Below are 13,031 nucleotides of genomic sequence, written 5' to 3'. Positions count from 1 at the left end.
CCATGACCGTCTACGACACCACCCTGCCCTACCCGCGCGACCTCGTCGGCTACGGCCGCAACCCGCCGCACGCCCAGTGGCCGGGCGGCGCGCGCATCGCGGTGCAGTTCGTCCTCAACTACGAAGAGGGCGGCGAGAACGCCACGCTGCACGGCGATGCGGGCTCCGAACAGTTCCTCTCCGAGATGTTCAACCCGGCGAGCTTTCCCGACCGGCACATCAGCATGGAAGGCATCTACGAATACGGCTCGCGCGCCGGCGTGTGGCGCATCCTGCGCGAGTTCGAGAAGCGCGGCCTGCCGCTGACCGTGTTCGGCGTGGGCATGGCGCTGGAGCGCTACCCCGAGCTCACCGCTGCCTTCAAGGAACTCGGCCACGAGATCGCCTGCCACGGCTGGCGCTGGATTCATTACCAGAACCTCGACGAAGCCACCGAGCGCGAGCACATGCGCCTGGGCATGGAAGCCATCGAGAAGCTCACCGGCGAGCGAGCGCTTGGCTGGTACACCGGCCGCGACAGCCCGCGCACGCGCCGCCTCGTGGCCGACTACGGCGGCTTCGAATACGACAGCGACTATTACGGTGACGACCTGCCCTTCTGGATGAAGGTGCAGAAGACCGACGGCAGCGTGGTGCCCCAGCTCATCGTGCCCTACACGCTCGATTGCAACGACATGCGCTTCGCGCTGCCGCAGGGCTACTCGCACGCCGATCCGTTCTTCCAGTACATGAAGGACAGCTTCGATGCGCTCTATGCCGAGGGCGACCCGAATGGCGACAACAGCCCGAAGATGATGAGCATCGGCATGCACTGCCGGCTGCTCGGGCGGCCCGGCCGCATCACGGCGCTGCAGCGCTTTCTCGATCACATCGCGCAGCACGACCGCGTGTGGGTCTGCCGGCGGTTGGACATCGCGCGCCACTGGATGAAGACTCATCCGTTCGATGCCGCCTTGCCGGGTGCCTGACATGGTCCGCCACTTTGCGAGCGCCGCGTGCCCCCACCCCAACCCTCCCCCGAAAGGGGAGGGAGAAAGACAAGGAACGACATGAGCCTCACCATCGCCCAACTCAACGCCGCGGTGCCGGCCGAAGCCGTCGCACTGCTCGACGGCATCTACGAGCACTCGCCCTGGATCGCGCAGCGCGCGCTGGCCGCGCGCCCCTTCCGCTCGCTCGCGCACCTCAAGCACGCGCTGGTGCAGGCGCTGGCCGCGTCGTCGGCCGACGAGCAGATCGGCCTGATCCGCGCCCACCCCGAGCTCGCGGGCAAGGCCATGGTCAGCAAGACGCTGACGGCCGAATCGACCAACGAGCAGAGCAAGGCCGGCCTGACCGACTGCACGCCCGAGGAGTTCGCGAAGATCCAGCAGCTCAACGCCGATTACAACGCGAAGTTCGGCTTTCCGTTCATCCTCGCGGTGCGCGGCCCGCGCGGCACGGGGCTGGCCAAGCGCGAAATCATCGACACCTTCGAGCGCCGGCTGTACAACCACCCGGGGTTCGAACTCGGCGAGGCGCTGCGCAACATCCATCGCATCGCCGAGATCCGCCTGGACGACAAGTTCGCCGCCGACGTCACGCTCGGCAACGACGTGTGGGACTGGCAGGAACAGCTCGCGGTGCACACCGACCCGGGCTACGCCGAGAAGGGCCAGCTCACCGTCACCTACCTGACGGATGCGCACCGTGCCTGCGCCGCGCAGATCTCCACGTGGATGCGCGAGTGCGGCTTCGACTCGGTGCACATCGATGCGGTCGGCAACGTGGTGGGTCGCTATGAAGGCAGCACGCCCGACGCGAAGACGCTGCTCACCGGTTCGCACTACGACACCGTGCGCAACGGCGGCAAGTACGACGGCCGCCTCGGCATCTTCGTGCCTATGGCCTGCGTGCGCGAACTCAAGCGGCAAGGCAGGCGCCTGCCCTTCGCCTTCGAGGTGGTGGGTTTCGCGGAAGAAGAAGGCCAGCGCTACAAGGCGACCTTCCTGGGCTCCGGCGCGCTCATCGGCCATTTCGACCCGCGCTGGCTCGACCAGAAGGACGCCGACGGCATAACCATGCGGGAGGCCATGCAGCACGCGGGCCTGAAGCAGGAAGACATTCCGAAGATCCAGCGCGACCCGGTCCGCTACCTCGGCTTCGTCGAAGTGCACATCGAGCAGGGCCCGGTGCTGACCGAGCTCGACCTGCCGCTGGGCATCGTCACCTCCATCAACGGCAGCGTGCGCTACGTGGGCGAGGTCATCGGCATGGCCAGCCACGCCGGCACCACGCCGATGGACCGCCGCCGCGACGCCGCCGCCGCCGTCGCCGAACTGATCCTCTACACCGAGCAGCGCGCGGCGAAGGACGGCGACTCGGTCGGCACCGTCGGCATGCTCGAAGTGCCCAGCGGTTCGATCAACGTGGTGCCGGGGCGCTGCAAGTTCAGCCTCGACCTGCGCGCGCCCAACAATGCGCAGCGCGACGCGCTGGCCAACGACGTGGTCAACGCACTGAAGGACATTTGCGAGCGCCGCGGCGTTCGCTACGAGCTCGAGGAGACGATGCGCGCCGCCGCCGCCCCGAGCGCACCGGCCTGGCAGCAGCGCTGGGAAAAAGCGGTCGATGCCCTCGGCATTCCGCTCTTCCGCATGCCCAGCGGCGCCGGCCACGACGCGATGAAGCTGCACGAGGTGATGCCGCAGGCCATGCTCTTCGTGCGCGGCATCAACTCGGGCATCAGCCACAACCCGCTCGAATCGAGCACCAACGACGATATTCAATTAGCGGTGCAAACATTCCAGCTACTGCTGGACAACCTCGCCACCGAGCAAGCCCACTGACCGACCACAGAAGAACAACCATGACCGACTACGCCAAACTCGACGCCTGGATCGACGCCCACTTCGACGAGGAAGTGCAGTTCCTGCAGCAACTGGTGCGCGTGCCCACCGACACGCCGCCCGGCAACAACGCGCCGCACGCCGAACGCACCGCCGAACTGCTGAAGGACTTCGGCCTCGACGCCGAGAAGCACGCCGTGCCCGTGCAGGACGTGAAGGAGTACGGCCTCGAATCGATCACCAACCTGATCGTGCGCCGCAAGTACGGCAACGAAGGCCGCACCGTGGCGCTCAATGCCCACGGCGACGTGGTTCCCCCGGGCGAAGGCTGGACGCACGACCCGTACGGCGGCGAGATCGCCGACGGCAGCCTCTTCGGCCGTGCCGCCGCGGTCAGCAAGAGCGACTTCGCGAGCTTCACCTTCGCGTTGCGCGCGCTCGAAGCGGTAGCGAAACCGACCAAGGGCAGCGTCGAGCTGCACTTCACCTACGACGAAGAATTCGGCGGCATCCTCGGCCCGGGCTGGCTGCTCAAGAACGGCCTGACCAAGCCCGACCTGATGATCGCGGCCGGCTTCAGCTACGAAGTGGTCACCGCGCACAACGGCTGCCTGCAGATGGAAGTGACGGTGCACGGCAAGATGGCACATGCCGCCATTCCGACCACCGGCGTCGATGCGCTGCAGGGCGCCACGAAGATCCTCAACGCGCTCTATGCGCAGAACACGCTCTACCAGCAGGTGACGTCGAAGGTCGAGGGCATCACGCACCCGTACCTGAACGTGGGCCGCATCGAGGGCGGCACCAACACCAACGTGGTGCCCGGCAAGGTGGTGTTCAAGCTCGACCGCCGCATGATCCCCGAGGAAAACCCGGTCGAGGTCGAGGCCACGATCCGCAAGGTGATCGCCGATGCCGCCGCCGAAAGCACGGGCATCACGGTGGACATCAAGCGCCTGCTGCTCGCCAACTCGATGCAGCCGCTGGCCGGCAACAAGCCGCTGGTCGATGCCATCCAGAAGCACGGTGGCGAACTGTTCGGCGAGCCGATCAAGGCCATGGGCACGCCGTTGTATACCGACGTGCGCCTGTATGTCGAAGCCGGCATTCCGGGCGTGATCTACGGCGCCGGCCCGCGCACCGTGCTCGAGTCGCATGCCAAGCGCAGCGACGAGCGCGTGGTGCTCGAAGACCTGCGCCGCGCCACCAAGGTGATCGCGCGCACGCTCTGCGACCTGCTGGCCTGATCCGGCTCAGGCGCCCTTGGCGAGCGCCGGCAGCTCCACCCGCGAAGCCGCCCACGCCATCAGTTCGGACAGCGGCGCGGGCCGCGCCAGGTGGTAGCCCTGCACCAGCTTGCAGCCCAGCGTGCGCAGGGCCTCGAGCTCTTCCTGCGTTTCCACGCCTTCGGCCACGACCTGGATGTTCAGCGAACGGCCGAGCTGGACGATGGCATCCACCAGCACCACGTTGCCCGGCGAGGACGACAGGCCGAGGGTGAAGCTGCGGTCGATCTTCACCTGCCGCACGTGCTCGCTGCGCAGCGACGCCAGCGACGAATAGCCCACGCCGAAGTCGTCGACCACGATCGCCACGCCCGCGGCCGACAGCGTGCTCAACCGGCCGCGCGTGGCATGGGTGTCGAGCGCCACCTCTTCCGTGATCTCGATCTGCAGCCGGCGCGGCGCGATGCCGCGCTCCTTCAGCATGCCCAGCACGATGTCGTCGACCGCGAGCTGCGCCATCTCGCGTGGAGAGACGTTGATGGCGACCGGCGCGGCAGCCAGGCTGGAGCCCGCGGCCTCGAGCTGGCGCATGGCCAGGCAGACCTCGTCGACCAGGTGCCGCAGCAGCGGCTCCGCCACGCCGGTGCTCGCAGCCGCGTAGATCACCTCCTCGGGAGCGATCTGGCCGTGGCGCGGATGGTTCCAGCGCATCAGCGCCTCGAGGCTGTGGACCTCGCAGCCTTCGCTGTTCATGATCGGCTGGAACCACACGCCGATGTCGCGCGCCTCGATGGCGCGCAGCAGGTCGCGCTCCACGTCCCGCCGCGTGGCCAGCCGCTGGTTGAGCGCCTTGTCGAAGAGCTGGCAGCGGTTGCGCCCGAGGCGCTTGGCCTCGTAGAGCGCCTCGTCGGCAAAGCTGATCATGTCGGCGATCTCGGCCTCGCCCGACACCGAGATGCCGATGCTCACGCCCAGGTGGCCGCCGTAGTGCGCCGTGGCGAAGGAGACCGAACGGATCAGCCCCTGCGCGATGGCCGTTGGCGCCTGCCGCTCGTCCCCCAGGCTGTAGAGCAGCGCGAATTCATCGCCGCCCCAGCGCCCGAGGATGGCCTCCATGTCTGCGGTTTCCCGCTGCAGCCAGCGGGCCACGTCCTGCAGCACGCGGTCGCCGGCCTTGTGGCCGAAGGCGTCGTTCACCGCCTTGAAGCCATCGAGGTCCAGCAGCAGCAGGCCGTGTTGGCGGCCATCGGTCGTGGCGATGCGCAGCGTCGCGGCCTCGGTGAAGCCCTCGCGGTTGAACAGGCCGGTAAGAGAATCGTGCGAGGCCCGGAAGGCCAGTTGCTGCGTTGCATCCAGCGAGAGCGCGTGCGCCAGCCGCAGCTGGGCGGCCATGGCGGTGGCTTCGTTGCGGATGCGGCTGCCTTCGCGGAAGGCCTTGTCGCTGTGCAGCGCGCCGCGCGTCAGCGCCCCGAGGTACAGCAGCACCAGCGCCGCCAGGCACAGGTTGTCGAAGCCGCCCGCATACGCCAGGCAGCCCGCCACCGACAGCAGCGCCGGCGCGATGAAGCCGACGGGCACGAGCGCATAGGCGATGCCATAGGTGACCGCCCCCGCGCAGATGCCGCACACCACCGTCAGGTAGAACACCGCCTGCGGCGAGGAGTAGCCGTCGCACAGCAGCGGAATGAGCGCCCACACACAGCCCGACACCGCGGCCAGGCCGGCCGTCACCCGCAGGTGCCATTCGACCGGACGGGCGCTCGGCGATGTGGCGACGCTGCTGTCGGGCGTGGTGCCCGGCGACGGTGCGAACGGCCAGCGGCAGATGTAGCTGCGTACTCCGCTCACCATGAGGGACAGCAGCAGCCAGCACAGCCCTGCGAACGCGCGGCCGGCGTTGACGGCGATCAGCGCCGCCGCGCAGCTCAGCACCACGTTGATCGGAAGGGCCCGCAGCACGCTGCGGCGTATCGCCACGAGCTGGTCGGTGCGCACCGTGCGGGACAGCACCTGGTCGTCGACGGACGCAGTGAGCTCGGGAGAAGGCGCGCGGGGAATCATGGAAGGGGCACAGTTTAGGGCGCGGGCCACGCCGGCGCGCCGACTGGTGCGCGGTAACAACGAACTTTCGTTCGACTTTCACCCGGATGTCATGGCCCTATCCCAGACTCGCGGCTTTCGCAGAGACGCGCACTCCAGGTGCGCGTCGCTTTTTTCAAGCCCGCCATGTCCACCTTCCCGACTGCTCTCCCAACCACCCTGCCCTTCCGCCGCAGCCTGTTCTCCACGCTCGCCATCGGCACGCTCGCGCTTGCCGGTTGCGGCGGCGGAGGCGGCTCCAGCGCCCCGGCTTTCTTCCCCACGACACCCAGCAGCCCGACTGCCGCTGCACCCGCACCCGCGCCCGCACCCGCCCCGGCCCCTGCGCAGCCGGCCGATCCCGCCCCGTCCGTGCCGCCCGGGCGCTGGACCGTCGGCGACCTGCACATCCACACGATGCAGTCGGACGACACCCAGCAGATCTCCACGCTCGACCAGGTGCTGGCCAAGGCCTTCGACCAGTTCGGGCTCGACTGGGCGGCACTGTCCGACCACCTGCGCCTGTCTTCCTACGACAACGACGGCAACAAGCTGGCCGCGCAGATTCCGCTCTCGGAAGGCATGGCCAAGTACCAGGTGCCACGCATCAAGGCGCTGCAGGCCAGCGGCAAGTACGCCGACAAGACGATCTTCGCGGCCTTCGAGTGGGACATGCCCTCGCACGACCACGGCAACGTCGGCATCCTGACCGACAACCCCATGTCGGATGCCGCGCTCAAGGCAGCGAACCAGTTCGAATACCTCTTCACCAACCGCGCCCCCGCCCTCTTCCCGCCAGCGGATGTCGCCGCATGGGGTCCGAAGGCCGGCACCGGCTACAACACGCACGCCGAGACGCTCGCGGCCATCGCCTGGCTCAAGAAGAACTACCCCGACACCAGCTACCTGCAGATCAACCACCCTTCGCGCAACCCCGGCAAGTACACGATCGCCCAGTTGCGCGAGATGAACGACCTCGCGCCGAACATCGTGTTCTCGCTCGAAGGCATGGTCGGCAACCAGATGGAGCCCGACCGTGGCGGCTACAACAGCGCCTATATCGCGGCCAACCTGCCCTCGCGCACCTACGGCGGCGTCGACTACCTCGTCGCCAAACTGGGCGGCACCTGGGACGCGCTGCTTTCCGAAGGCCGCCGCATCTGGAACGTGGCCGACTCCGACTACCACTTCACCGTCTCGCAGGGCCAGTACAGCAGCGGCTACGCGCCCGGCGAGTACGCCAGGAACCACCTGTGGGGCGACATCAAGGACCCGAAGTCGCTGCTCGCGGCCATGCGCTCGGGCAAGCTCTTCGCGGTGAACGGCGGCCTGATCGACGCGCTCGACTTCAAGGTGCAAGGCGCCAAGGGAACGGGCGAGATGGGTTCGGAGCTGGGCGCGAACTCGGGTGAAGACCTGAAGATCACCATCCGCTTCAAGAGCCCCGAGCGCAACAACTTCGAGTACCAGCTCGGCAGCGGCCGCTTCGCCAACGTGAAGCCGGTGGTCGACCACATCGACCTGATCGCGGGCGACGTGACCGGCCCCGAGCTGCCGGGCACGCCGGGCTACTCGCGCGACACCAACCCGTCGACGCGCGTGCTCAAGCGCTTCACCCGCGCCGACTGGAAGCTCGACGCCGACGGCTACTTCACCGTGAGCTACACGGTGAAGGCCGCCAACAACCAGTACTTCCGCCTGCGCGGCACCAACCTGGGCACCGACGTGCCCAACGAAACCACCGGCGGCGAGCCGCTGCCCGATGCGCAGACCACGGGCACCGACAACGTGGCGCGCTTCAACGCGATCAACGCGCGCAACTACAGCGACCTCTGGTTCTATTCGAACCCGGTGTTCGTGAAGGTCGCCGCGCAGTAGGCAGTCGCTGCCGGTCAGCTCTTCGGGGCGCGCGTCTCGGGCATCGCCGACGAGTGGTGATGCGCGATCAGCCACTGGCCGTTTACCCATTCGTAGACGTAGGTGTAGCGCGCGTTCACCGTGCTGCCGTCCTTGAAGCGGAAGGTGTAGGTGCCGACGTCCTGCGCCACGTTGCAGCCGATCTTGATGACGCGCTGGTCGATCTTTCCTTGCGGCTCGCCCTTGAGGAATTTGACGAAGTAGTCGCGGATCTCGGCCGGGTTGGTGCGCGGCTGGTTCGACACGGTCGGCAGCAGCACGCCGTCGGCGGCGTAGTTGGCGACCACCTTGTCGGGGTCCAGCGTGCGCAGCGAGTTGTTCCAGCGGTCGAACAGGGCGCTGACCTGCGCCGCATCCACCGGCGTGCAGACGGCCGTACCCGATCCCTGGGCCAGCGCGCCGGTGGCGAGCGTGAGAGAGAGGACGCCGAGGGCGGCACTGGCGACGAGACTTTTCTTCACGGAGATGATTCCTTGTTGTGGAAGTTGTTGAAGCACCGGTTTCGGCCGGCGCTGCACCGCATTCGCGAGGCAGGAATCAAGTCTGTGGCGCGCTCATGAACACGACCCGTGTCGGGCCATGAATGCGAGTTGAAGCGCAGATGAACAACGGATGAACGGGCGCCCCCGCGCGCGCTCAGGCCTCCTGCGCGTCGAGCCGGTAGCCGAAGCCGCGCACGGTCTTGAGCAGCGCGAGCGGATGACCCTCGTCGATCTTGGCGCGCAACCGGCGCACGTACACGTCGACCACGTTGGTCAGCGGGTCCTCGTTGGTGCCCCACACGTTCGAGAGGATGCGCTCGCGGCTGTACACGCGCCCGGGTGCGCTCATCAGCAGTTCCAGGAAAGCCAGCTCCTTCGCGGTCAGCGCGATCGGCTGGCCGGCCCGCGTGACCTGCATGCGCTCGCGGTCCAGCACGAGGTCGGCCACCTGCAGGCTGCTCGCCTTCACGCGCTGCTCGCGCCCGCGCCGCAGCAGCGCCTCGATGCGCGCGAGCAGTTCCTCGAAAGCGAAAGGCTTGGTGAGGTAGTCGTCCGCGCCCAGCCGCAGGCCGTTGACCTTGGCCTCCAGCGAGCTCATGGCCGTGAGCATCAGCACGGGCACATGGTGGCCCTCGGCGCGCATCGTCTGGCAGAGCTCCAGGCCGCTGAGGCCAGGCAGCATCAGGTCGAGGATGAGCAGCGCGGGCTCGCCGCTGCGCGCCAGCGCCAGGCCCTCGGTTCCGGTGCGGGCCAGCTGCACACCATAGCCTTCGGCGCGCAGGCCGCGCTGCAGGAAGTCGGCCACGCGCGGATCGTCTTCGACCACCAGGATGTTGTTCATGCGGCCTCCGGCGCCGTGGGGAAATCGGTGCCGTCGAAACGGGGCAGCCGGATGCGGACCGTCGTGCCCACGAACGGCTCGCTCTCGATGTCGATGCGGCCTTCGTGTGCGGAAACGATCACCTGCGCGATCGACAGGCCGATGCCGGTGCCGTCGACGCGGTGTGCCCGGGCGCGCTGGCCACGCGTGAAGCGCTGGAACACCGTGGGCAGCTCGTCGGCGTCGATGCCGATGCCCTGGTCACGCACGGCGATTTCCACGCCTCCGTCGAGCTCGCGCCAACCGATGCGAACCGCGCCGCCCGGGCGCGAATAGCGCACCGCGTTGTCCAGCACGATCATCAGGGCCTGGCGCAGCCGATCGGCATCGGCGTGCACGTGGACAAGCGCCGGCTGCGCGTCGTGCGGCGCATCGAGGCGCACCCCCACCCCATGCAGCGCACCCAGCGCCTCGGCCTGCTCGGCCGCATCGCCGACCAGCAGGCCCAGGTCCACCCGGTCCTGCCGAATGACGAGCTGGTCGGCCTCGGCGCGTGCGATCAGCATCAGGTCGTCGATCACCCGCGCGAGCTGCTCCACGCCGCCGACGATGCGCGACAGCGTCAGCTTGTATTCGGCCGGCGGCTTGTCGGCGCCGCGCAGTGCGATCTCGGCCTCGCCGCGGATGGCGGTGGCCGGCGTGCGCAGTTCGTGGCTCAAGTCGGCGAACAGCTGACGGCGGCGCTGGTCGATGTTCTGCAGCGTGACGTGGGCGGACTGCAGCTCGGCCGTGCGCGCATCCACCGCCGCTTCGAGCTTGTGCCGCGCGGCTTCGGCATCGCTGCGGCGCTGCTGCAGCTCGGCGGCCATGGCATTGAAATGCTCCGCCACCTGGCCGAACTCGTCCCTCGACCCGACCTCCAGGCGGTGGTCCATGCGGCCGGCCTGCAGGGCCTGCGTGCCGGCCAGCAGGCCGGCGATGGGCGCCTGCAGCCGCCGATTCAGGCGAATGGCGATCAGCACCGCGGCCACCAGGGTCAGCACTGCGAGGCCGATGGCCTGCAGGCGCAGCACCTCGACGGCGCGTTCCGTGGCCTTGCGTGCCACCGGCACGGCCTCGCGCTGGCGCGCGATCGCACCGTTGACGAGTTCGCGCAGGTCGCGTCCGCGCGTCACGTCGAACACCTGGTTGAGCTGCTGCCACACCGATGAAAACTCCGCGCCCTGCTCCAACGGCTCCAGCCGCAGCAGGCGGGCCTGGACTTCGGCGATGTTGGCGTCGAGCAGGTCGATGCTGGCCGCCAGCTGGGTCGCCGCCTCGGGCACCGGCGTGCCGCGCGCCGAGGAAGCCTGGGTCCACCAGTCCAGGTCGCGCTGCGTCAGGTCGCGCAGGCTGGCCGCGCTGGTCCGCATGCCGGCCAGCCAGCGGTCGCGTGCCTCGATCGGTGCGTCGCCATTCATCAGCCGCTGCGAGGCCCAGACCCGCAGCCGCTGCTTGTTGGTGGACAGCTCCAGCAGATCGGACAGGATGTCGCTCGCAAGCCGGCTGTGCTGCTTGGCGAAAGTAACGCGCTCGGAGCCCAGGTAGATGAAGCCGGCCTGGATGCACACCAGCGCAACGAGCGTTGCGAAGGCCAGCGAGAGCCGCGTGCGGAATTTGATGGAAGGCATCGAGCAGTGTGGCGCGCCGGCGAACACTCGTTTTGAAGGGTTCGAAGAATAGCCCATGCCGGCGCGAACAGGCCGATCTGCGGATCGTCGGCAAGCAGGTCGCCATCGCCGCCACCCCGCTCCAGCCGACGATGCCCACGCTGATCTACGACGTCATCGAATCAATGCGGGCGGCGTGCCGCGTCGGCGGCATCGATCTCGCGCAGCGACTTGCCCTTGGTTTCCTTGGCGAAGCTGACGGCGACGATGGAGATCAGCGCCGCGCCAACCAAGTACAGGGCGATGGGCGTGGATGACTTGTAGTGCTTGAGCAGTGTGAGCGAGATCCACGGCGTCAGCGAGCCGGCCAGCAGCGGTGCGACCTGATAGCACAACGACAGCGCGGTGTAGCGGATCCGCGTGGGGAACAGCTCGGTCATCAGCGCCGAGTACGGCGAATAGGTCATCGACTCGATTGCCAGCCCCAACACGATCGCGGCCATGATGAGCCATTCGTTGCCGGTGTCCATCATCGGAAAGCCGACGAAGCCCCAGAACGCAGTGAGCACCGCGCCGATCAAGTACACCGGCTTGCGGCCGATCACGTCGGAGAGATGACCCATCACCGGAATCAGCAGGAAGTGGATGGCGTGCGCACCGAACATCAGCAGCAGGATGCGCGATGTGTTCATGCCCACGATCATCTTCAGGTAGGTCAGCGAGAAGGTGACCACCATGTAGTACAGGATGTTCTCCGCGAAGCGGGCGCCGATGCCGATCAGCACTTCACGCCAGTGGTACTTGAGCACCTGCACAAGGCGCATCTCTTGCTGCTTGACCTGATGCTGGCGCGCCTGCGACTCCTTGAAGATCGGCGCGTCGTCCACCCGCTTGCGGATCCAGTAGCCGATCAGCACGACCACGGCCGAGAACCAGAAGGCCACGCGCCAGCCCCAGCCGAGGAAGTCCGATTCGCTCAGTGTCGAGGACAGCAGCAGCAGGACCACGGTGGCGATCAGGTTGCCCGCCGGCACGCCTGCCTGCGGCCAACTGGCCCAAAAGCCGCGGCGGTCGTCAGGACTATGCTCGCTCACGAGGATCACTGCGCCGCCCCACTCGCCGCCGAAGGCGAAGCCCTGGATCAGCCGCAGGCTCACCAGCAGCACCGGTGCCCAGTAGCCGATAGCCTCGAAGGTCGGCAGGCAGCCCATCAGGAAGGTGGTGATACCGACGACGATCAGGCTGATCTGCAGCAGCGTCTTGCGGCCGATCTTGTCCCCGTAGTGGCCAAACACGATCCCGCCCAACGGCCGGGCGGCGAACCCCACCGCGTACAGCGCGAAGGCCGCGAGCACGCCATCGATCGGATTGCCAGTCTGCTTGAAGAAGTGCGTGCCGAACACCAGCGCAGAGGCCGTGCCGTAAAGGAAGAATTCGTACCACTCCGCGATGGACCCGATCATCGACGCGGCGACGACGCGCTTGAGATCGCTGGTGTCTTTCTTGGGGATGCTCGCTGGCATCGTCTCGATTGCTGCGGTGTTTGACATGGGAACGGGTCCTCAAAAGGGAAGTGAGAAAAATGCGAGCAGAAGTCCCCGCCCACGAGACGGCGGGTGCCGACTCGCGCCATCGGAAGCGGCCGCGGCCTCAGCACTGGCGAGGGTGGCCACGGTGGGCGGGGCCGTCGGCCTGAAGGATCAACCGACGACCGATTGGTACTGCGCAGGCCGCGTGGCGAGCGCCTTCTTCACGACAGCCTCGATGAAGGCGCGCTCCTCGCCGATGAGCGGCAGGCGCGGGCGGCGCATGTGCTCGCTGCCCACGCCCACCAGCACATCGATGAGCTTGAGGTTCTGCACCAGCTTGGTCGACACGTCGAGGTGCAGCATCGGCGTCATCCACTGGTAGAGCTTGAGCGCCTCGGCGAACTGGCCGGCCTTCATCAGGTCGTACAGCGCCACCGTCTCACGCGGGAACGCGCAACCCACCCCGGCCAGCAGGCCGTCGCAGCCCAGGGCTAGGCCTTC

At 67.8% G+C, this 13,031-nt stretch carries 10 protein-coding genes; 4 read left to right on the top strand and 6 right to left on the bottom strand.

What is annotated here, in order from left to right:
* Positions 1-2 precede the first annotated feature (2 nt).
* The 3 genes from puuE (at position 3) to ASD05_RS06840 (ending at position 4,075) form a co-directional block, all read left to right on the top strand.
* Positions 3-968, top strand: coding sequence for an allantoinase PuuE (puuE, locus tag ASD05_RS06850; protein WP_056589509.1), 966 nt, complete (start codon positions 3-5; stop codon positions 966-968).
* Between the two features lie 81 nt (positions 969-1,049).
* On the top strand, positions 1,050-2,828 hold the full coding sequence (uraD, locus tag ASD05_RS06845) for a 2-oxo-4-hydroxy-4-carboxy-5-ureidoimidazoline decarboxylase (RefSeq protein WP_056589506.1): 1,779 nt from the start codon (positions 1,050-1,052) through the stop codon (positions 2,826-2,828).
* Positions 2,829-2,848: 20 nt separating this feature from the next.
* Positions 2,849-4,075 carry a M20 family metallopeptidase gene (locus ASD05_RS06840; protein ID WP_056589502.1) on the top strand — a complete coding sequence of 409 codons (1,227 nt, stop codon included), beginning with the start codon at positions 2,849-2,851 and terminating at the stop codon, positions 4,073-4,075.
* 6 nt (positions 4,076-4,081) lie between these two features.
* Here ASD05_RS06840 and ASD05_RS06835 read toward each other — a convergent pair whose 3' ends face one another.
* On the bottom strand, positions 4,082-6,115 hold the full coding sequence (locus ASD05_RS06835; protein ID WP_056589500.1) for a putative bifunctional diguanylate cyclase/phosphodiesterase: 2,034 nt from the start codon (positions 6,113-6,115) through the stop codon (positions 4,082-4,084).
* A 165-nt stretch (positions 6,116-6,280) separates the two neighbouring features.
* On the opposite strand from ASD05_RS06835, the gene ASD05_RS06830 reads away from it, so the two are divergent.
* Entirely contained in the window at positions 6,281-8,011 is a 1,731-nt protein-coding gene (locus ASD05_RS06830; protein ID WP_056590356.1) for a hypothetical protein, read from the top strand.
* A 14-nt stretch (positions 8,012-8,025) separates the two neighbouring features.
* Here ASD05_RS06830 and ASD05_RS06825 read toward each other — a convergent pair whose 3' ends face one another.
* The 5 genes from ASD05_RS06825 to ASD05_RS06805 all read right to left on the bottom strand — a co-directional run.
* The gene (locus tag ASD05_RS06825; protein WP_056589497.1) at positions 8,026-8,511 is read right to left on the bottom strand and encodes an SgcJ/EcaC family oxidoreductase; all 486 of its coding nucleotides are present in this window, start codon (positions 8,509-8,511) and stop codon (positions 8,026-8,028) included.
* 175 nt (positions 8,512-8,686) lie between these two features.
* Positions 8,687-9,373: a response regulator transcription factor gene (locus tag ASD05_RS06820; protein WP_056589494.1), complete on the bottom strand. Its 687-nt coding sequence runs from the start codon at positions 9,371-9,373 to the stop codon at positions 8,687-8,689.
* Positions 9,370-11,022: a sensor histidine kinase gene (locus ASD05_RS06815; RefSeq protein ID WP_056590353.1), complete on the bottom strand. Its 1,653-nt coding sequence runs from the start codon at positions 11,020-11,022 to the stop codon at positions 9,370-9,372. Before ASD05_RS06815 ends, ASD05_RS06820 begins: the two co-directional genes overlap by 4 nt.
* A gap of 161 nt (positions 11,023-11,183) precedes the next feature.
* The gene (abaF, locus tag ASD05_RS06810; RefSeq protein ID WP_056589492.1) at positions 11,184-12,551 is read right to left on the bottom strand and encodes a fosfomycin efflux MFS transporter AbaF; all 1,368 of its coding nucleotides are present in this window, start codon (positions 12,549-12,551) and stop codon (positions 11,184-11,186) included.
* Positions 12,552-12,701: 150 nt separating this feature from the next.
* Positions 12,702-13,031, bottom strand: a 330-nt coding sequence (locus ASD05_RS06805; protein WP_162248881.1) for a dihydrodipicolinate synthase family protein, incomplete at its 5' end; no start/stop codon positions are given.

It is taken from the genome of Variovorax sp. Root434, from assembly GCF_001426595.1.
Lineage (GTDB): Bacteria > Pseudomonadota > Gammaproteobacteria > Burkholderiales > Burkholderiaceae_C > Variovorax.
This window is presented reverse-complemented; position numbering and strand designations above follow the sequence as displayed.